Source organism: Pectobacterium atrosepticum, from assembly GCA_019056595.1.
GTDB classification, from domain to species: domain Bacteria; phylum Pseudomonadota; class Gammaproteobacteria; order Enterobacterales; family Enterobacteriaceae; genus Pectobacterium; species Pectobacterium atrosepticum.
Map to the genome: position 1 here is coordinate 2,647,668 of CP036163.1, position 20,626 is coordinate 2,668,293.

At 52.9% G+C, this 20,626-nt stretch carries 16 protein-coding genes; 8 read left to right on the plus strand and 8 right to left on the minus strand.

Annotated features, from left to right (window positions below):
• Window positions 1-32 precede the first annotated feature (32 nt).
• Complete coding sequence (locus tag DCX48_12705) at window positions 33-662, plus strand: lysoplasmalogenase (protein QXE15303.1); 630 nt, start codon at window positions 33-35, stop codon at window positions 660-662.
• A 94-nt stretch (window positions 663-756) separates the two neighbouring features.
• Complete coding sequence (locus tag DCX48_12710) at window positions 757-3,120, plus strand: zinc/cadmium/mercury/lead-transporting ATPase (protein QXE15304.1); 2,364 nt, start codon at window positions 757-759, stop codon at window positions 3,118-3,120.
• A gap of 234 nt (window positions 3,121-3,354) precedes the next feature.
• On the opposite strand, the gene tusA is transcribed toward DCX48_12710, so the two are convergent.
• Entirely contained in the window at window positions 3,355-3,600 is a 246-nt protein-coding gene (tusA, locus tag DCX48_12715; protein ID QXE15305.1) for a sulfurtransferase TusA, read from the minus strand.
• Window positions 3,601-3,816: 216 nt separating this feature from the next.
• On the opposite strand from tusA, the gene DCX48_12720 reads away from it, so the two are divergent.
• The 4 genes from DCX48_12720 (at window position 3,817) to DCX48_12735 (ending at window position 8,412) form a co-directional block, all read left to right on the plus strand.
• Window positions 3,817-4,494, plus strand: coding sequence for a 7-cyano-7-deazaguanine/7-aminomethyl-7-deazaguanine transporter (locus DCX48_12720; GenBank protein QXE15306.1), 678 nt, complete (start codon window positions 3,817-3,819; stop codon window positions 4,492-4,494).
• Window positions 4,495-4,645: 151 nt separating this feature from the next.
• Entirely contained in the window at window positions 4,646-5,212 is a 567-nt protein-coding gene (locus DCX48_12725) for a DUF1795 domain-containing protein (GenBank protein QXE15307.1), read from the plus strand.
• A 498-nt stretch (window positions 5,213-5,710) separates the two neighbouring features.
• Complete coding sequence (locus DCX48_12730) at window positions 5,711-7,705, plus strand: DUF2235 domain-containing protein (protein QXE15308.1); 1,995 nt, start codon at window positions 5,711-5,713, stop codon at window positions 7,703-7,705.
• Entirely contained in the window at window positions 7,705-8,412 is a 708-nt protein-coding gene (locus DCX48_12735; GenBank protein QXE17231.1) for a DUF2931 family protein, read from the plus strand. Before DCX48_12730 ends, DCX48_12735 begins: the two co-directional genes overlap by 1 nt.
• A 119-nt stretch (window positions 8,413-8,531) precedes the next feature.
• Here the strand turns inward: DCX48_12735 and DCX48_12740 are convergent, their stop codons facing one another.
• A complete protein-coding gene (locus tag DCX48_12740) occupies window positions 8,532-9,740 on the minus strand; it encodes an MFS transporter (GenBank protein QXE15309.1) in 1,209 nt (402 codons plus the stop codon).
• Between the two features lie 117 nt (window positions 9,741-9,857).
• Between DCX48_12740 and yhjD the strand changes: the two genes are divergently transcribed.
• A complete protein-coding gene (yhjD, locus tag DCX48_12745; protein ID QXE15310.1) occupies window positions 9,858-10,874 on the plus strand; it encodes an inner membrane protein YhjD in 1,017 nt (338 codons plus the stop codon).
• Between the two features lie 167 nt (window positions 10,875-11,041).
• Window positions 11,042-11,974 carry a sugar kinase gene (locus tag DCX48_12750; GenBank protein ID QXE15311.1) on the plus strand — a complete coding sequence of 311 codons (933 nt, stop codon included), beginning with the start codon at window positions 11,042-11,044 and terminating at the stop codon, window positions 11,972-11,974.
• Between the two features lie 78 nt (window positions 11,975-12,052).
• On the opposite strand, the gene DCX48_12755 is transcribed toward DCX48_12750, so the two are convergent.
• The 6 genes from DCX48_12755 to bcsE all read right to left on the minus strand — a co-directional run bounded on the left by DCX48_12755 (window position 12,053) and on the right by bcsE (window position 20,610).
• Complete coding sequence (locus tag DCX48_12755; GenBank protein ID QXE15312.1) at window positions 12,053-13,549, minus strand: insulinase family protein; 1,497 nt, start codon at window positions 13,547-13,549, stop codon at window positions 12,053-12,055.
• 360 nt (window positions 13,550-13,909) lie between these two features.
• Window positions 13,910-15,202 (minus strand): dicarboxylate/amino acid:cation symporter, encoded by a 1,293-nt coding sequence (locus tag DCX48_12760; protein QXE15313.1) that lies wholly within the window; start codon window positions 15,200-15,202, stop codon window positions 13,910-13,912.
• Between the two features lie 317 nt (window positions 15,203-15,519).
• Entirely contained in the window at window positions 15,520-16,668 is a 1,149-nt protein-coding gene (locus DCX48_12765) for a HAMP domain-containing protein (protein ID QXE15314.1), read from the minus strand.
• 501 nt (window positions 16,669-17,169) lie between these two features.
• Window positions 17,170-18,816 (minus strand): cellulose biosynthesis protein BcsG, encoded by a 1,647-nt coding sequence (gene bcsG / locus DCX48_12770; GenBank protein ID QXE15315.1) that lies wholly within the window; start codon window positions 18,814-18,816, stop codon window positions 17,170-17,172.
• 1 nt (window position 18,817) lies between these two features.
• Window positions 18,818-19,036: a cellulose biosynthesis protein BcsF gene (bcsF, locus tag DCX48_12775; GenBank protein ID QXE17232.1), complete on the minus strand. Its 219-nt coding sequence runs from the start codon at window positions 19,034-19,036 to the stop codon at window positions 18,818-18,820.
• Window positions 19,036-20,610 (minus strand): cellulose biosynthesis protein BcsE, encoded by a 1,575-nt coding sequence (gene bcsE / locus DCX48_12780; GenBank protein QXE15316.1) that lies wholly within the window; start codon window positions 20,608-20,610, stop codon window positions 19,036-19,038. The genes bcsF and bcsE overlap by 1 nt, the downstream gene beginning before the upstream one ends.
• Window positions 20,611-20,626: the final 16 nt, after the last annotated feature.

Here is a 20,626-nt window from a genome sequence, read left to right on the forward strand (position 1 = left end):
TGATACAAACAAAAACACAAAAAGGACACGCTATGCTTTGGTCATTTATTGCTGTGCTTTTTTCTGGTTGGTTGTACGTAGACGCCAGCTATCGTGGTCCAACGTGGCAGCGTTGGTTATTCAAACCGGTCACGATGCTACTGCTGCTAGCGCTAGCATGGCAGATGCCGCTGCTTGGCGTGCCAGGCTATCTGATTGTTCTGGGGTTACTGGCAACGCTGGTTGCAGACACGCTACTGTTGCTCCCGACTCAGCGCCTGCTTTACGCGTTCGGTGCCTATTTCATCTCCCATCTGCTGTACACCATTAGCTTTTTTACCGGACAAATCACGCTCACGTTCTTCTGGCCACTGGCACTAACGCTCGTCATTTTGGCCGCGATCCTGATCGCCATCATCTGGGGACGATTGGACGCACAGCGCTGGCCCGCCTGCGCGTTTATCATCATGACGACGCTGATGGTCTGGATTGCAGGTGAACGGTATTTTGCGCTGGGGACAAATGCGAACTTCTCCTTGCTGACGGGCACCGTACTGCTGTTTATCGCCCATGCAGCCTGGCTGATTCACCATTATCGTTTCCCGTTCCGCGCCCATCAGGCGATTGTGGCCGCGGGCTATTTTGGCGGTCATTTCCTGATCGTTCGCTCCCTGTATTTCTAACGCTCGCGACGCTCACGAAAGGCTGGCTAAGCATTGAGCGGCGGTGTAAAGTTTCTGATGAGAATGGCAATCACTAATAACACAGGAGGAAGATATGCACTCTCATCAGCACCACAGCACTGAGAAATCAGCATGCTGCAATAACGGCGTTCACAACGCGCCACGCAGTACCGCGCACAGCGCAAAAAGCTGCTGCAACGAGCACACGCAGCATTCGAACCACGCAGACCACAGCTGCTGTTCAACCAAGCACACATCCGATGCCGCCGTTCAGACCGCGTGTGGTACAGAGCAACATTCGTCAGACAGCGGCGGTAGCGCTGATTCAGACGACCCCGACGGCGGAGACAGCGACAGGCCCCGATCTCACCAGCGTTTCAGCTGGAAAATCAGCGGGATGGATTGTCCCAGCTGCGCACGTAAAATCGAAAATGCAGTAAAAAATATCACCGAAATTGAACAGGCCAAAGTGCTGTTCGCCACCGAAAAACTGGTTGTTGACGCCTACTCCGATATTCGCCCTCAGGTTCAACATGCCGTTCAGCAAGCTGGCTTCACCTTGCAGGACACCGCACTCCCCATCGCACCACCCGACACATCTACCATCCGTCGTTTCGTGCATGAATATGGGTTCTTAATACTTTTCACTTTGCTGGCTGCTGCAAGCTGGGGACTTTCCCTCTTAAGCGAGCGCGGCGGGCAGATCGCATTTATCGCGACCACCATTGTCGGGCTGATTCCAATCCTGAAAAAAACAGTGCAGCTCATTCGTACGGGTACGCCCTTCGCGATTGAAACGCTGATGAGCGTGGCTTCCATCGGGGCGCTCCTGATTGGCGCCACCACGGAAGCCACGGTCATTTTGCTGCTGTTTATGTTGGGCGAACACCTTGAGTCTTACGCGGCAAATCGCGCACGACGGGGCGTAACGGCACTGATGGCGCTGCTTCCTGAAGATGCTACGGTTATCGGCAACGGGCAGCGACGCCTCGTTCCCGTTGCAAGTCTGGTTCCCGGCGATGTTATTGAAGTCGCCCCTGGCGGACGACTCCCTGCCGATGCGGAGCTATTGAACAGCGATGCCAGCTTTGATGAAAGCGCCCTGACCGGCGAATCAGTTCCCGTTGAGCGCACACCCGGTGAAAAAATTGCCGCTGGCAGCCTGTGTGTCGATCGGGTCGTGCAGCTGCGAGTGGTTTCACAGCCGGGCAACAGCGCCATCGATCGCATTCTGCAACTGATAGAAGATGCGGAAGAGCGCCGCGCGCCGATAGAACGCTTCCTCGATAAGTTCAGCCGCTACTACACACCAGCCATCATGCTGCTGTCGCTGCTGGTGATTCTGGTGCCGCCGTTGCTGCTGGCACAGCCGTGGCAAGAGTGGGTTTATCGCGGTCTGACGCTGCTGTTAATCGGCTGTCCGTGTGCGCTGGTGATCTCAACGCCTGCGGCGATTACCTCAGGGCTGGCTGCGGCAACGCGTCGGGGTGCGCTGATTAAAGGCGGTGCAGCGCTGGAATCGCTGGCCAATATCAAGACTATCGCATTTGATAAGACAGGTACGCTGACGGAAGGCAAACCGCAGGTGACAAACGTGTTACCCGTAGCGGGCATTAGTGAAACGGCGCTGCTGACACGCACCGCCGCGGTGGAGTCGGGTTCACACCATCCGCTCGCCAAAGCGATCGTCCAGCATGCGTTATCCAGCAGTACATTCCTCCCGATGGCAGAAAACCGCAAAGCGCTGGCGGGTGTCGGCGTTGAAGGCACGATAGGCGGCAAACGGATTCAGGTCAGTGCGCCGACTCGCGTTGCGCCCGATCTACTTGACGCCGACTGGCTGCAACGAATTGATGCGCTGGAAAACGAAGGGAAAACCGTCGTGGTGGTGCAAGAAGACGACACCCTGCTCGGTTTGCTGGCGCTGAGCGATACGCTACGCCACGATGCGCGTGAAGCGCTGGATGCCTTGCAGCAGTTAGGGATTCGGGGCGTCATGCTCACGGGAGATAATCCCCGCGCAGCAGCGGCCATCGCAGCAACATTGGGGATCGATTACCGAGCCAGCCTGCTCCCTGCCGATAAGGTCGCGGCAGTCAGCGAATTGAGTAAGCAGCACCCCGTGGCGATGGTGGGCGACGGTATCAACGACGCGCCAGCGATGAAAGCCGCAACAATCGGCATCGCGATGGGAAGCGGTACGGATGTGGCGCTGGAAACCGCCGATGCGGCATTAACGCACAGCCGCCTGACCGGGCTGGCGGCCATGATCAGCCTGTCGCGGGCGACGCAGCGTAATATTCGTCAGAACATTACCATCGCGCTGGGGCTGAAAGCCGTATTTCTGGTCACCAGTATTCTGGGCATTACCGGACTGTGGCTGGCGGTGCTGGCGGATTCCGGCGCAACGGCATTAGTCACTGCCAACGCGCTGCGGCTGCTGAGAAAACAGGACTAATATTACCGTTGCTGGCTGTTGGATCGAGATACACGGAGAAACACGGGGCGAGGCCTTCCTACGGGAACCTCATCCCCGTGTTTTTCCTAATAACGCACTGAGTAACTCTTATACTCTAAATAATTCGAGTTGCAGGCAGGCGGCAATCGCACGAATCCCCTGGAGCTTACACGAGTAAGTGACTGGGGTGAGTAAGAGAAGCCAACGCACCTGCGGCTTGAAGTATGACGAGTATCATTGACCCTTGCGCAGCAGATACCGATAGGGAACCTGTTCAGTCTCTTGCGCCAGAAGCTCATGCTCCATATACACGCAAAAACCGGGAATATCGCGAGTAGTGGCCGGATCGTCGGCAATAATCAGCAGCGTTTGCCCGGTTTCCATCTGGCGTACTGTCTTACGCACCATCATCACAGGCTCAGGGCAGCGCAGTCCCTGGGCATCAAGGGTTTTATCTGGGTTGGTAAAGGGATCGGTCATCAACGTTCTCAGTGCTGGAATCAAAAAACTGCCTTAGTTTACGCGGAGGATTCCCCTACGCAAGCGACGACAACGTTTGCGCATAAAACAACCATCCTTTCTCGGCAAAACACATTGCATTGGCGAAACAATTGCGTATTATGCCGCCGCGTTGCAGCATAAATCTGCACGTTATCCCTTGGGTTCCCTAACCCCAATAACCAAAAAGGTCACATTATGTATCGTTTTACTCCCCAGCAGCGGCTTACGGCGCTGCTCTGGCTATCGTTGTTCCATGTGCTGATCATTACGTCGAGTAATTATCTGGTTCAGCTCCCAGTATTGATTTTCGGTTTTCATACCACCTGGGGCGCGTTTACCTTTCCGTTTATTTTTCTGGCAACTGACCTGACAGTCCGAGTTTTCGGTGCGCCGCTGGCGCGTCGTATCATCCTGACCGTGATGGTACCTGCGCTGGTGATTTCCTATCTGGTTTCGTCACTGTTTTATCAGGGCGCATGGCAGTCGTTCGGGGCCTTAAGCCAGGTGAATATCGTCGTGGCGCGTATCGCCTGCGCCAGCTTCATGGCGTATGTTCTTGGCCAGATTCTGGATGTTCACGTCTTCAACCGGCTGCGTCAGAAACGCGCGTGGTGGGTGGCACCCGCCGTTTCAATCGTGTTTGGTAATTTTAGCGATACGCTGGCCTTTTTCTTCATCGCGTTTTACCGCAGCACCGATGCCTTTATGGCGGCAAACTGGGTTGAAATTGCGATGGTGGATTATGCCTTCAAGTTGCTGATCAGCCTAGCCTTCTTCCTGCCGATGTACGGGGTCATGCTGAACATGGTGCTCAAACGTCTGAGCGAACAGAAAGGCACTGCCGACTATCACTCCGCCAGCAGCCACAATTAATGCTTATCGAATTATTTAGGGCATACACTCATCGTTTTGTAAAAAAATGCGGGCTCCAACAACGGCTTGCAACAACAAAATGCTTGTTTTTGCTATCTGAATAGGGTGCCATACTGTTATTACCTGTTAAAAAACGAGAGAAAGGGAACCTATGTCGAATGTAATCAAATACCTCGGTGTCGGCTTGCTTGTCGGCCTGCTTGCCGCCTGTGATGGCAAAACGGATGACGCCGCAAAAGCGGGCGCACAAGATAAACCTGCAGCAGAAGCTACCGCGAGCCAGAACATTGAATTAATGGATGGAAAGGTTGCGTTTACTCTACCAGCCGATATGCGTGACCAAAGCGGTAAAGTGGGTACGCAGGCAAACAACATGCACGTTTACGCCAATGACAACGGGCAGAAAGCGGTCATCGTGATTCTGGGCGACAACACCACAGAAGAGCTGACCGTGCTGGCACAGCGTCTGGAAGATCAGCAGCGCACACGTGACGCCAACCTTCAGGTCGTCACCAACAAAACCATCGACGTTGATGGCAAGAAGCTGCAACAGCTCGACAGCATTATCACCAGCAGCGGACAGCAAGCTTATTCCTCGGTGGTGTTGGGCAAAGTGGAAAACCAACTGCTGACCTTGCAGATCACCCTGCCAGCCAGCAATCAGCAACAGGCACAGAGCGAAGCGGAAGGCATCATCCACACGCTGAAGCTAAAATAATCGGCGATCCCCTTCCCTTTTAAGCCGTCCCTTAATACACAAATCCCCAGCCCACTGGGGATTTGTGCTGCTGGCAGCTATCACAATGATGTCAAATTAGATCAGCCATGTGAGAAAATACGGAATTAGCCTTCTGAGATATCTACATGGTTAGATAGCACATTGAATTAATTAAAATAATTATGTTGATAATCAATTGGTTTGCTTACTTTTAGCCCTTTCGTTGCGCCATTGGTTCTCAGCTCACCTTGCTATCCTTTACACGTACTTTCTTTCTCACAAGAAATTTCGTCAAGGATGCCACATGGAACGTTTTCATCATTCTGCCTACCCTCCCAGCTCTATGCCGCACCAACCGCTTGGCATGAACACATTACGGTTAACGTCTAACCCCTGACCAACCGATGTTTTCTACATTTTTATCAGCACGGCGTTTTAGCCAACATGGATTGTGGTGTGAGCAGACTCAGACCTAAACCTGAGTATAGGAGTAGATTAATGGCAGCAGATCCCTACTGTATCCCCTGTGAACACTACGATAATTGGATAGAGATTGAGGTTCGTGATGAAAATAATCGTTCGTTCAAGGGGCTGAAAGCGACACTGACCGACGATACCGGCAAATCCGAAACGGTTACTCTCAAAGAAGGGCCGGTGTTAGTACACGGTTTTGCCGTTGGCCCGATAGCCGTCAAGCTAGAGACGCTTCCCTGGCTTAAGGCGGCGCAATCGCGTGAAGTATTGAAGGACGGGCAGAGTGCCGTCCCTGCCTATGTAGCAGAAAAGGCTGGGAACGATGAAACCCCACGTGAACATATTAAGGCAACTACCGGCGACCTGTGCCTGACCGCACCTGAGCAACCGTTGCCAGAGGCGCATCAGGAAGGGAAAGCCGGTAACGTGCGTTTCTTTACCAAACATTCCTACGTTATCGAGGTAAAAGGCTACCAGCTCAACGTATTGCGCATCGGTGTATTCTTCGATGGCACGGGGAATAACACCTATAATGCCGAGTCTGGTCTTAAACAAGTGGAGCAATGGCTGGCTGAAACCTGCTCCGATCCGGCGCAGCGGGAGAAAGAGCTGCGTGGCTGCCAGATGGGGCGGCTCCCGGTTGGGGATAGTGCCGCGAATGATAAAACCAATATCTGGAAACTCTATGAGCAATTTAAAGTCGGTGGCGAAACGTTAAGTGCTCATGCTTATATCAGCGGAATTGGGACGCTCAATCCCGTCGCAGGGAAAGAGGGGCTGGAATACCGATCGGACAATATGCTGACAAAAGGGCTGGACCTCGATTTTGGTGGTGAGAATACCTCAATCGTTGGCAAGGTGAATCAGGCCTGTGAGCAGGAAATTGTCGCTGCGGTCAAACGTGATTTAAGGGAGGCATTACCTAACATCGACTGCATTCATCGCATTGTATTCGATGTGTTTGGCTTTAGCCGCGGGGCGGCGGCGGCACGCCATTTTGTCAATGTCATCGACCAGAAAGCCGATCACCCGTTGGTGCAGGCGATCGCCAATACGCCCACTATCCGTCTTAAGGCTGGGTTTGACTGGGCCAATAGGGACGATGTGCGTATCACGTTTGTCGGGATTTTTGACACGGTCGCTTCATCGTACCACCCCAGTCTCAATATCCGCTTGCAGGATGATTGTGCCGAACGAGTGCTACATCTGACGGCGCTGGATGAGGTGCGAAAACACTTCCCCTTAACGCGCATCACTCCTACAGCGATAGGCACCAGCATTCCGCCACACTTTACCGAGCTGGCGCTGCCGGGCGCGCATTCGGATCTTGGCGGCGGCTATTACAGCCGCTGGAGCCTGTCTAATCCGAACAGCGATCCGGCGCTGACTGAGTGCCTCGAACTGGAACGCTTTATGAGTGAAGACGCAGCCTCCACGCCGGATACAGAAAGCCGCGCCTATCGTCAGGCCCGCGCCTATGCCGAGGAAAAAATTGCGCAGGGCTGGGTCGGACGCCTTCACCCGCATTTGCTGCACGCTGCCACACCACCCGTGGGGGCGATCAGTTTGATCCCCTATTCGTTTATCCGACGGCGTGGCAAGGATGATTTGTGGCCGAAAAAGGCCGTGTATGTGGAGGTGGTGATGAGCCGCGTGGTGGAGGGAGAGTATTCGCGTATTCCGCTACATATGATGGTGGAAGCGGGTCGAGCTGCTGGAGTGCCGTTTAAGGTGTGGGATAAAACAATCAGTGCGCATAGGCTTGAATCTGGCGCAGTCAAACTGCCAGCGATCAATCTAACTAAATTAGATGAGATGTGGGCATTCGCGGCCAACGAACCGGGGGTGGTGAAAAATCTGAGCCAGCAGCTCTCTGCGGAGGTTTATCGGGCACTGCGCCGCGATTATGTGCACCGCAGCGCCAGCAATCAGGGTATCGCCAGCCCGGCGAATATCAGTAAACAGGAAACCACCGTGAGCAAGGAACGGCGGCATGTGATAGGCAATCAGGAGGTATGATGTTTAAACAATGTATTGTGTTGCTGGGGCTTTGTTTTTCATTGACTGCCTGTGCGACGGCCCCCACAAAATCGGCTTTTTCATGGCGATATGGCACTGGCAGCAATATCGATGAAACGTGGACCACCAACGTTGAATTTTATCGTGGCGGAGCATTTATTGGCGGCTACCCAGGGGGTGGAGTAGGACCCGGTGCCAGTGTAAAACGGATTACGGAGAAGCGTTACTATTGGGCCGGCGGTGGTGGTTTGCCTGTAGAGGGAATGGCCGTTCCCGATCGGGCAGTAATAGAGATGGTGTCCCTCTACGATCGCAAACGCTACCGTATCAAGGTCAATTTACCAGCAAATTTAGCCCAGCAAATGCAGCAGCGCTATCAGATTGGCAAGCGTATTGACCAACGCAACTGGATCTATTTTGGGCTGGCTCCCGGCGGTTATTATGAAGTGCTATTGCAGGGGGATTTACTTGGCGTCAGTCCAGATTTGTTACTTGCCCGTGGCATCGCCGAGGAAGTGACGGACAATTGGTATGATAAAAAATTCCCAATCGGCGTAAGCCAATACACCGTAACGATCCAAGATTTCGACAAAGAATACGGCGAACTGTTTAAGCAGCACCCCATCCCATTGGGAATGGACTGGGCACCGATCATGGATGCCTACCGCGCCAAACAGCCTAAAGCGGACCAGCAACCGGTGAAGTAATGTGATCGGGTTGTGAGTACATCGCCAGCCCGGCTAATACCAGCAAATTTGAAACCACCGTGAGTAAAGAGCGGCGGCACGTAATAGGCAATGAGAAAGCATGATGTTCAGGTATTTTATTATTGATGACTCCATCCTCCCGCAGGGCGCTGAGTCAGTCGCCACGTCAGCGCCAGACCGCATAGCCCCAGCAACGCCGCCGCCAGATAAATAGAGGCGATACCGGTATAGCCCATCAGTACGCCCGCCACTGGCCCGACTACGCCTAGCGACAGATCGAGAAATATCGTATAGGTTGCCAGTGCACTGCCCTGATTCTGTGGTGATACGGCCTTGACGGCAACAACACCCAATGCTGGGAATACCAGAGAGAAACCTGCCCCCGCGAGGAATGCGCCCACTTCCGCCATTAGCGGCTGCGTCGCGCCCCACACCAGCAGTAAACCCACGATCTCAACCACAAAGCACGCCATTGCTACGCGCAACCCGCCAAACCGCTGAATGCTGTTGGGGAAAACCAGCCGCGCACCGACAAAAGCACCGCTGAAAATGGTCAGCGTCAGCGCCGCACCTTCCCAATTGTGATCGGCATAAAACAGCGTGATAAAGGTAGCGATCACACCAAACCCCGCAGAGGCGATCGCCAGAATAATGCCGTAAACCCAGACTTTCCCCAGCACTTCGCGGAAGGGAATCTTTTTACCGGGCGCGACCTGCACTGCTGGACGCGGCAGCGCAAAGATAATCGCCACGGCTGCGATCAGAATAATGCACACGGAGAGCAGTTTTAGCCCACCGATATGGTTCAGCCAGACGCCGAGCGGTGCACCAATCGCCATCGCACCGTACGTCGCAATACCATTCCACGAAATCACGCGCCCGATATGTCGGGAGCCCACCACACCAACGCCCCAGAGCGTTGCACCTGTACCGGCAAAGCTCTGCCCCGCACCTAGCACGACACGCCCGATACACAGCAGCAGCAGCGTGATCGCGGGCGACGCATCGCTAAAGGCAGCCAGCAGGTAAAACACCCCGCTCAGCATGACGCCAGCCAGCCCCCAGACGACAATCTTCTTCGGCCCTTTTTCATCGGCGCTACGACCCGCATGCGGGCGGCTCAATAGCGTGGAGAAGTATTGCAGGCTGATCACCAGCCCAGCCCAGAATGCGCTATAGCCAAGATGATCATGTACATATCCCGGCAGCACCGCCAACGGCAGGCCAATATTCAGATAGCTGGCGAAATTGAACGCCACAACGGAAACGATGCGCAGGTTAAGGCGCAGGCCGCTCAGCGCCGGTTCGGATGGGGAAGGTGTTGGCATGGAAAATTCACTCGCTTAACGTCCGTGTATGACGTACGTTCAAAAAACATCGAAAAGTCACATTCTTATATTGTTGGTTATAATCAAACTTATAATCCCGAACACAGGAGAAAAGCAATGCCTGTACCGGCAGACCCGGATCGCCAGTCAACATCGTCAACCCCAGAAGGGGACGAATCACCGCAGACATCCCATTCGCTACTGGGCAAGAGCAAACGTCTGGTCGCCCGTATTCAGGCGATCCCCAGCATAGCGCACCTGATTCGCGCGGGTGAACGTTTCAACGATCGCATGGGCAACCAGTTTGGCGCGGCCATTACCTATTTTTCCTTTCTGTCGCTGATCCCCATTCTCATGGTGTCTTTTGCCGCCGTGGGTTTCGTGTTGGCCTCCAACCCCGACCTGCTGACGGGGCTGATAAACCGTATCGTTAACAGTATCAGCGATCCTAATTTAGCCAATACGCTAAAAAGTACCGTCAACACCGCCGTACAGCAGCGTACCACCGTCGGGCTTACCGGGTTACTGATCGCACTCTATTCCGGCATCAGTTGGATGGGAAACCTGCGTGAAGCCATTCGCGCCCAATCACGCGACGTCTGGGAACGGAATCCAAAAGATGAAGAGAAGATTTACTTTCAGTACACGCGGGATTTCCTGTCGCTGACCGGCTTGGTTATTGCGCTAATCATCACGCTTTTCCTGACTTCCGTTGCCGGCACCGCGCAAAACATGATTGTGACCGCGCTGGGACTGGATGGCATCGAGTGGTTGCGCCCCGCGTTAACGCTGATTGCGCTGTCAATCTCCATCTTCGCCAACTATTTGTTATTCCTGTGGATATTTTTCGTGTTACCGCGGCACAAACCCAAACGCAAAGCGCTCTTTCGCGGTACGTTGATTGCCGCCGTCGGTTTTGAAGCGATCAAATTCGCCATGACTGTCGCGCTGCCTAAACTGGCCAGTTCCCCTTCCGGAGCCGCATTCGGCTCGGTCATTGGCCTGATGGCGTTCTTCTATTTCTTCGCTCGCCTGACGCTCTTTTGCGCCGCCTGGATCGCAACAGCGAACTACAAAGGCGACACCTCGACAGACAAGAATGAGCAGGAGAAAGAACCGTCCCCCGATCGCTAAAAGCAGAGGGAAAGCACTGGTTTTCCGATCTGCGTCATGAAAAAATAAAACATCGTTTCAAGACTATTGACTCAGTCTCACGTAATGTTGAGACTGACGTTAATATCCTCCTTTTTATTCCCTAATAATTCACGTGCTAGGGTACCTTTTCAAACAGGCCAAAAGTGATGACAACTACTAACATTGCCGTAATCGGCGAATGCATGATCGAACTGTCGCAGAAAGGCACGGATCTTAACCGTGGATTTGGTGGCGATACGCTGAACACCGCTGTTTACATTGCGCGTCAAGTGAATGCCGATAAGCTGGGCGTACATTATGTGACCGCACTCGGCACCGATAGCTTCAGTACCGAGATGGTTGCCGCCTGGCAAAAAGAAGGGGTGAAAACCGACCTGATCCAGCGACTGGACAATAAATTACCCGGTTTATACTTCATTGAAACCGACGATAGCGGCGAGCGTACGTTCTACTATTGGCGCAATGACGCGGCTGCCCGCTACTGGCTGGACAGCCCGGAAGCAGAAAAGATCGGTCAGGGGCTGGCACAGTTTGACTATCTCTACCTGAGTGGTATCAGCCTGGCAATTCTGAACGCCGAAAGCCGTCAGCGTCTTCTCGCGCTGCTACGTGCCTGCCGCGCTAACGGCGGTAAAGTGATTTTTGATAATAACTACCGTCCACGTTTGTGGCAGAGCAAGGAAGAGACGCAGCAGTCCTACACCGACATCCTGTCTTGTACGGATATCGCTTTCCTGACGCTGGATGATGAAGACATGCTGTGGGGCACGAAGCCGCTGGAAGCGGTGCTCGAGCGGACGCACGGTTTGGGCGTTAACGAAGTGGTCATCAAACGCGGTGCCGATTCCTGCATCGTGTCAGAACGCGGACAAGCGCTGGTCGATGTCCCCGCGATAAAATTGTCAAAAGAGAAAGTGGTCGATACCACCGCAGCGGGCGACTCTTTCAGCGCAGGCTACCTGGCAGTACGCCTGAATGGCGGCAGCACGCAGGAAGCCGCACAGCGCGGTCACCTGACAGCCAGCACGGTCATTCAATACCGTGGCGCGATTATCCCGCTTGAGGCAATGCCTGCGTAAACGGTACGTAGCATGATAATAAGTTAAAGGCCGCAATTGCGGCCTTTTCTATTGCTGTTTCTATTACTGATAACGGATTTACTGTGCGGCGGGCGCGGTTTCCTGCGGTTTTGTTCCTTCAGGTGCCGCCGCGCTGGCAACAGGCTCAGCAGTTGGCGTCATAATCTGGTCGTAGGTTTCCTGTAACGCCTTCATATTCGCTTCTGGCTCACCCGGCTGTTGGATCAGCATCAGCGTCGTATCCTGTACTAGCTGCTGGTGCAGTTCCTGATTCAGCATATCAAGCGTCAATGCGGACAGATAAGTCTGGCGCAGTTTCTGATACTGCTCGGGAGCAATGTCCACGACGCCATTTTGCTGGGATCGCAAACGCTGATCCATCAGGATGTCCGTACTGGTTCGTGCATAGGTGGCGAACAGCTTGTTCAGTTCGTCCGTCTTGCGCGCAATCAGCGCATCAAACTCTTGCTGTGTCAGCCCTTTTTCACGTAGCGTCGCCAGCTCACGCGCCATAAACGTCACGCCCGGTTCAACACTCTCGCTACCCGGAACATCCATATGAATCGCGCACTGAGAACGGGTATAAAACACATTGCAGTCGAAACGGAGATTGTTGCCCTTCAGCGGGCTCTTCTCCAGCACCTGCTGTAGATGCCAGAACATCGCTTCCCGCGTCATGTCGCCCAGCCAGTAGCGAACCAGTGCCTGCGATTCACGAATAGGATGCCATGGCGCATCCCACATCAGCGACAGCGTATCCTGCTGGACGTTGTTATTCATCAGGCTGATCGCCTGCGGCGGCAGCGGGCTTAATGTCGGTACCGGTGCTGGCGCTTCGCGTTTCCCTTCTAACGGGGAGAACACTTTACCGATCTGCTCGATCACGCTGCGATTATCCACATGACCGACGATGTAGAGCGTCATCGCATCTGGCGTATACCAGGTTTTATAAAATTGCTGGAGCTGCTCGCCATTCAGCGGCAATTTGACGTCCTGAGCAGGATCGTGTGCCAGCAGTGGCGACCCTTTCAGGCGATAGCGCCAGCTCGGATCCTGTGGGTTAACCGGAAAGGTGACAACCTGATCGGGAACCTTCAACGCGGCATGTAGGCTTTTTTCGTCGAACGACATCTGCCCTGCACTTTCAGCCAGCCACGTCAGCGCTTCTTTCAGCAATTCGGGGCGGTTATTCGGCAAGCTCAGGTTATACGACGTGAAGTCGTACGAAATAATTATCGGAGGCAGGACGCGCGAGCCGTTAGCATCCCGAATCCACATGGACGGTAACTGAGCTGCGGACAGCTTATCGCCAGGCGCTAAGGCCAGACGAGGAAGGAAATGCGCAAAGCCCACTTGCTGGGCGTTTTCCAACAACGATCCGGCATTAACAACCAGACGCAGCTCAACCCGATCGCCGGGACGCTGTGGCGTTGTTAATAACTGCCAGGTAAAACCATTATCAAGTTTACCCTGCTGCCAGGCAGCATCGGGCTGTAGTGTTTCAGCCTGCACGCTGCTGCTGACCACGGCCAGCAACAAACCACCAACGAAAAGCGCCTTTTTGGTGCCCTGCATGTGAACCCCTGCTAATAGCTATCCAACATAATAATGTGGTTATAGTTGATCATTATGGTGGCCTTGCGTCTGCCACCGCACACTCTCGTGGATATATCACGGAAAAAATTGAAGACGCGAAGTGTACCATTCCATTGGACAGCGCGCTTTTATCTATGTCACTTCAAGAGGCGAAATAATCTGCAAAAAAGGTAAAAATAGTCATATTTAACAATATTTTTACGTTTCATTACGGGTAGGAAAAGAGGGGAAAACGATTTGGTTCGACGTGTTTACAGATAAAAAGCTTACAGACAAAAAAATTCCCCACGGAGCAGAACACCGCAGGGAATTATCTAGGATATAGACGCTATGCTGGAATTACGACTGCGCCGTCGGCGTGGCCGCGTTATCGTTCTTATTGTTACCGGACAGCTCAGCATCCAGTTTCTTCTCATCCAGCTCGCGGCAGTATTTTGCTACCACGATGGTCGCAACACCGTTACCAATCAGGTTGGTCAGCGCACGGGCTTCTGACATGAAGCGGTCAATACCCAGAATCAACGCCAGACCGGCAACAGGCAGGTGGCCCACAGCAGACAGCGTTGCTGCCAGCACGATAAACCCACTTCCCGTCACGCCTGCTGCACCTTTAGAGGACAGCAGCAGCACCACCAGCAGCGTAATTTGATGCCAGATATCCATGTGGCTGTTAGTCGCCTGAGCGATAAAGACCGCCGCCATCGTAAGATAGATAGAGGTGCCATCAAGGTTGAACGAGTAGCCAGTAGGAATAACCAGACCGACGACCGATTTTTTACAACCGACCTTCTCCATCTTCTCCAGCATTCGTGGCAGCACGGATTCGGAAGAAGACGTGCCCAACACGATCAGCAATTCTTCACGGATGTAGCGGATGAATTTGAAGATACTGAAGCCCGTTGCTTTCGCAATACTGCCCAACACCAGGAATACAAACAGAATACAGGTGAGATAGAAGCAGAGAATCAGTTGCCCCAACTGCACCAACGTACCGACACCATATTTACCGATAGTGAAGGCCATAGCACCGAACGCACCCAGCGGGGCCAATTTCATGATCATGTTAATGACGCCGAAAATGACCTTGGAGAAGCTTTCGATCACATCAAAAATGACTTTGCCCTTTGGCCCCAAGCGGTGCAGTGCAAAGCCGAACATCACAGCAAACAGCAGAACCTGCAAGATATTACCGCTGGCAAACGCACCGACCACACTCGCCGGAATCACGTCCATCAGAAACGGAATCAGGCCTTGTTGCGAAGCCTGTTGGGTATAAACCGCCACCGCAGACGCATCAAGCGTACTCGGGTCGATGTTCATACCTACGCCAGGTTGTACGACATTGACCACGACCAGGCCGATAATCAGCGCAATCGTACTCACAACTTCAAAATACAGCAGGGCGGCAGCACCAGTACGACCGACCGACTTCATACTTTCCATGCCTGCGATACCGGTTACTACCGTACAGAAGATAACCGGCGCAATAATCATTTTAATTAATTTAACAAACCCATCGCCCAGCGGCTTCATTTGCTCACCAAGCTGGGGGTAAAAATGCCCCAACAGTATCCCTATCGTAATGGCGGCAAGAACCTGAAAATAAAGACTTTTAAAAATTGATGTTTTCATACATACGTCCTATGGTGGGGAAAACACAGGAAGGGAATAGGGTACGAAAATGCCGCCTGTGATTGCGCCGAAAAATAACATTGCAATAACAAGCTGAGAATGTTTTATAAGTTTAGTTTGTGAACGATAGGTTAAAAACAAGAGCTGAATCACGTCAGCAGGAATAACAAAGAAACATCAGTGCAATTTATCTGTAACAGATGCACGTTTTTACAGCAGACGATCCTCGTTCAAAAGCGCTCAACCCCCGCCATACGGGGAAGTAGCGTTCAGGAAACACATCGAGGAAAAATAACATTTTCGTTACCTGTGAATGCTCAGGAGGACGTGGTGAGACGATGAATACCGCATTTTTTATCATGCCGCGCCTGTTGCATGGCAAAACGCGTCTGCGACAACAACAGCGCCGCCTCCTCGGGTCGAGGGGCGGTAATTGTCAGGATACCGGCGCTGATAGCCCGAGCAGGCTGGGAGCCCGCGGGTAAAAAGGGAGAGTTAATCGCCAGCATCACGTTTTGCGCCCAATCCTGCGCTTGTTCAGCAGATTCCAGCGTCTTCCCGATGATGGCGAATTCATCACAATCGAGGCGCGCCAAATAGATCAGTCCAGCCTCATTTTGTTCTGCTATCACCGCGTGAAGCTGCTTAGCCAACGTGGCCATATCGCCCTGACTAGCTGAAGAATCAAGCCCGAAAACCAGCAGGCTGAACGGAATGCCATCTGCCAAACGCTGTTCAAGGCGTCGTATAAAATGCGCTTTATCCGGTAGACCCGTGCCTGCATTTCCTGCAGAGAGCGACTGCTCCAGCAGTTGTTGATTGCGGTTATAGCTGCGCACCAGCGCCCCCAACTCATCATCCTGATGCCAAGGCGGCAGCGTGAGCGGACGGTGAAGCATGGCATCCGGCGGTAGATTCTGTAACTCGACAATAATCCCACGCAGTGGGTGTATCAGCAGCCGATTAATGCACCAGGTAATGGCAATCGACATAATCAACGCCAGCAGCAAATACGTCGCCAGCATGGTTGAAAACGTGCTGACGATAAATTGATACATCCGGTAGGAATCCGCCTGCAAGACCAGATGTGCCAGCGGTGCCGAATATTGCGTCTGCGGCGGCGAATAGAGCGGAATAGAGATGCGGATCGGCAACTTAAAAACGCGGGCGATCCAGTCCGGCACCGGACGTTCTTCTGGGAAATTAGCGTGCAGCGTTTGGAAATCATCCGGCAGCAGTACATCTGCACGACTAAGAAAGGCAACTGGCAGCAAGCTATCCAGAATATTGCCAGCTCGCTGAACCTCCCCTTGTAACACCGCATCCGTCAGCGGTTGACGCACGGAATAGGCGATGCTCTCCAGTTGCTTGGCATAATCTTCACGGCGCTGATGAACGAAGTGAAAGAGCTGTATGACGATAAACAGGCTGATCGTCACCAGTGCCACGGCAGACACGGCTGTCATCTGTTTAATCGTTAATGAACGTCTGAGCCGCAAGCGCTTTCTCCGTCAACCTTTTATGCAGATCTGAATACCTGACCCACCGGATAAAAACAGGCAGGCAATACACAGCGCGAAAACCACGCCGCGACACGCGCAAGTTACACGCGGCGAATAGTATAAGGCAGCTTATCGTCGCCTCAACGCTGTTTTCTGCTGATGCTCTGGGGATTTCATCTTAATCCTAGACGACCCTTGGCGGCAGCCGTAACGCGGCCTCAGAATAGGATATATCCCCCGCATAAGCCAGCGAGGCTATTTAAGGGCTGAGCGAATATAACGAGCGATGAAGAAAGGCGGGCGGCAGCAACCTTGCTGCTACCCGATAGGACGTGTTTGCGACGAACTAATACTGCCCGTTTTTAGGGGAAACACTGGGGAGGTTCCCGCAAGATGCCTCACCCCTGTGGTCGCCCTGTGTATCTCGATGCTTAAGCGATTAGCATGATTTTATGGCGGTTGACGCTATTGCGGGTAAGGCACCCAGTCTCCACCATTCAAACGAATATAGGGTTTTCCCTGATATTGCATCACGATAGAGTTCTCATTTTCCGAGATCGCTTCCGTTTGCGGCAGTGCACTCGTCAGTGCTTGCCAGTCCACAGAAGGTGCGGTGAACACTTTACCGTCAACCATCCGCGCCACTAGCTCCGAAATCGCCATATGGCTGCTCGGTGATGTAATCTCCAGCGTGTCACCCTGATGCGGAGCCTGTAGACCAAACATTTTCACGCCCACGGGAACATGCGTGATGCTCGGACTGGGAATATCACGTAGCCCAGACATTTGCATCTTATCCCCAGCCAGTGCCGCGCCGTGCTCCGGCACGACAATAACCATCACTTTACGGCCAGATTTTTGCAGCACGTCAAAAAAGGCATCCAGTTGGTCAAACAAAATCTTCGCGCGTGGCGCATAGTCAGCCGACTGGTTGCTTCCCACAAAGCGGTTACCATCATGCAGCGGAAGCAGGTTAAAGAAGGTCGCGTTACGCGTCGTCGTCGCTTTATCCCTCTCGCCCAGCCAGCGATTTAACAGCTCCAGATCGTTATAAATCGGCTCACCGTCGAACGAGGTAATCTGGTGACTAATCCCCTCCTGCGACAACATCGGGATCTGAATGTTGCCCTCTTCACGTACCTCACGCAGGTAATTGCCAAAGATACCGGAATGATCGAGCATCAGTTGCTCTTCAAAGCCCAGCGTTACCAAATTACTGAACAAGTAACACTGTTCGTTCACCGGCTGGTACAAATCAGTATGAGACTGCTGACCGCAGCTTGCACGTAGCAGGCGAATTGACGCAGGCCCACTGTAGGCAGCGGCAGAGTTAAATTGGCGGAACAGGATATCGAACTTCTTCCACAGCGGGTGGTTTTCTAACTGCGCCACTTCCAGATCCGACCACGACAGCGAACAGATATTGATAATCAGAAGATCAAAAGGCTGCGCATCCTGCGGCAGCGTAGCGGGGAACACCGTGGTTCGCGCCTTTTCTCGCGTATAAAACTGATTCAGGTAAGCGGTTAGATTCGCGTTCGTTGGCGGTAAGGTGGCCTCAGGTAGTGCAGCGCCGCCATCCTTCGGAGAAGCCGCAACAGAAGGTGCTGGCGTCGTCAATGCCGCAGGCATCAGCGATATGGCAGGGCCCGCCAGATTGACGATGTTTAGCCACGCCAGCGCCGCCACGGTAAACACCGTAATACGAATCCACTGCGCGAAAAACAGGTAGGCCACGGTAATAACCACCGCCGCACCGATCATTTGCCAGTTAATGAAGCGATTTAACAGCTCCAACAAATAGGCTGAGCTAAAGCCAACAACCTGCGTTCCCTGACTGAGGATGCTGTTGATGCCCGGCAGCCAGGTATCGTGGTAAAAAAGCCCGATACCGAGCGGGATAGCAATAATATGACGCCAGCGGTGCAGCGTAACATTGGGGATAGGAAACAGCAGAAACGCCAGAAACACGAGATTAAGCAGCGGATGAAAATTCAGGTAGCCAAACCATAACAGGGCAAATTTCAGCAAAAAATACAAATTCCAGGCACCGAGCCCACGCCAGTAACGCCATATATTCTGCTGTTGCTGCGTACGTGTTTTTTCGTCCATTTTATTTTTTAGTCTCTGCTGAAGTCGGCTTGGTTGAGACCGTCTTTGTTGAAGAAGGGTTACGCATCCAGACACTCGCGGGCTTCAGGTAACGCGGCGACAATAGCCTGTTTTTCCAGTACTGAATCCAGTGGGGAATCACACGGTGTGCTAGATAGCCGAGCGTAAAGAAGATGACTGCACTCAATAACACCAGTTGAACGATATCAATCAGGTTCATCATGATGGTTCTCCCGGTGCGCGGGCCAGTAAATCAGGCCCCAGTAAATCTATAGCAATAGGTTCACGCCGCGGCGTCTGGCTGCGTGGCGCAGATTCCGTCCGTTGCAATTGCACATAATCGTTAATCTGCTGTTCCTGCCCGGAAGTGTTCTCCTGCGCCAACGATTTGATCTCCGCCAGAATCTGTAAGTCTTGTGACCACACAATCCGATTGCTGAACACTTCATCCACCGGCAAACGGAAGATAGATTTCAACGCGATATCCAATTCATTCAGACGACAATTAGACAGGAATAAAAACAGACGACCCTGCGCGATCGTGACGACATCACCAAAGCGTCTCAACGTGCACAACGTCAACGACTGCGCCGCTCTCACTCCCGGCACAGGACGCAATGCCACCAGCACGCCTTTGCTGCCTTCGGGCATCAACGTACTATCAATCAACATCTGCACAGACTGCCGAAATGTCTCAGGAGGCTGGTAGCCCTTAATCTGCAGCGGCCGCATGGTGGTCAGCAGAACCTCGACATCGACAGGAACATGTTTAGTAAAGCGCTGCCCTTGCACGCTTTCAATCCGCGTCAGGAAGCGCGATAACGGCTCTGAATGGGAGACAATAAGATTTGCGCCACACGCCAATAACAAGCGCTCGTCGCTGGCACGCAGGCAGGGCTTCATTTCCCGCACCACTATCTTCAGCAGTTCGCCGCGTTGCCGACGCAGGCTATGAACCTGTTTGGCGAGCGTATCCACCTGAATAGTCTGATTGAGTGCGAAAACGAGGGTTGCCGCATGTGTCAGCATGCCGGTTTGTACCAAAATGGCGTTGTCGTCCATTAACTGCCAGTTTTCTGACAGCGCAGGCGCGCCTTCCAGCACGCTCCTTTCCATCAGAAAGAGCCCATCGTCATTCAGAGACGGCGTGAGGCCGGGTTGTTCTTCCGTCAGCATTTGCCATCCGTCATTATCGGATTGCAGCATCTGTACCTGATTCGCTCGCACGCCTCTTTCCGTTGCCCACCACGACACCAGATACTGCGCGCGATCCTGCTGCCATTGCAGGCTAGCCAAACCGTAAAGCCCGCGATGTTGGGCGATCAGCATATTTCTCAGGCGGGTTACGCCGCTGCTATGACTGAGAACCACCAGCGTACACTGGCGCTGATGTAGCCATACCGCCGTGTCATCTACCCAACGCTGTAGCCTCTCCGGCGAAATATCTCGCCACAGGCTAGCGGGGGCATAAAGCACTAAAAGACGATTTTTCGGGCGTAATGCTCGCATTAAATCATCGGTTAAATTCAGCAACGCGGCTTTATTTTCCGGTAATGCATAGCAAGTTAATTGTTTTATTTCGGTGTTAAATAATGTAGTCAGAAATGCATCAGATCGTTCCCCACAGCCTATTAACGCCACTCTTGCGTCGTTATTTTGGCTATGTATAACCTGCTGGCAAAATAATGCGGCATCAACCTGCCGATCAATATTCACCCAATAAAATCCAGCCTGCTGGAGCGTAGCCAGCTCATCCCAAAGGTGACGAATGCCTAATGAAAAGTTCTGCTTCATAGACTGATTTTCTTTT

Coding starts and splice junctions, on each gene's coding strand:
- DCX48_12720 (QXE15306.1), top strand. CDS start 3,817: ATGTATCGTTTTACTCCCCAGCAGCGGCTTACGGCGCTGCTCTGGCTA.
- DCX48_12750 (QXE15311.1), top strand. CDS start 11,042: ATGACAACTACTAACATTGCCGTAATCGGCGAATGCATGATCGAACTG.
- DCX48_12710 (QXE15304.1), top strand. CDS start 757: ATGCACTCTCATCAGCACCACAGCACTGAGAAATCAGCATGCTGCAAT.
- DCX48_12765 (QXE15314.1), bottom strand. CDS start 16,668: ATGACAGCCGTGTCTGCCGTGGCACTGGTGACGATCAGCCTGTTTATC.
- tusA (QXE15305.1), bottom strand. CDS start 3,600: ATGACCGATCCCTTTACCAACCCAGATAAAACCCTTGATGCCCAGGGA.
- bcsE (QXE15316.1), bottom strand. CDS start 20,610: ATGAAGCAGAACTTTTCATTAGGCATTCGTCACCTTTGGGATGAGCTG.
- DCX48_12735 (QXE17231.1), top strand. CDS start 7,705: ATGTTTAAACAATGTATTGTGTTGCTGGGGCTTTGTTTTTCATTGACT.
- DCX48_12705 (QXE15303.1), top strand. CDS start 33: ATGCTTTGGTCATTTATTGCTGTGCTTTTTTCTGGTTGGTTGTACGTA.
- DCX48_12730 (QXE15308.1), top strand. CDS start 5,711: ATGGCAGCAGATCCCTACTGTATCCCCTGTGAACACTACGATAATTGG.
- DCX48_12740 (QXE15309.1), bottom strand. CDS start 9,740: ATGCCAACACCTTCCCCATCCGAACCGGCGCTGAGCGGCCTGCGCCTT.
- yhjD (QXE15310.1), top strand. CDS start 9,858: ATGCCTGTACCGGCAGACCCGGATCGCCAGTCAACATCGTCAACCCCA.
- bcsF (QXE17232.1), bottom strand. CDS start 19,036: ATGAACCTGATTGATATCGTTCAACTGGTGTTATTGAGTGCAGTCATC.
- DCX48_12760 (QXE15313.1), bottom strand. CDS start 15,202: ATGAAAACATCAATTTTTAAAAGTCTTTATTTTCAGGTTCTTGCCGCC.
- DCX48_12725 (QXE15307.1), top strand. CDS start 4,646: ATGTCGAATGTAATCAAATACCTCGGTGTCGGCTTGCTTGTCGGCCTG.
- DCX48_12755 (QXE15312.1), bottom strand. CDS start 13,549: ATGCAGGGCACCAAAAAGGCGCTTTTCGTTGGTGGTTTGTTGCTGGCC.
- bcsG (QXE15315.1), bottom strand. CDS start 18,816: ATGGACGAAAAAACACGTACGCAGCAACAGCAGAATATATGGCGTTAC.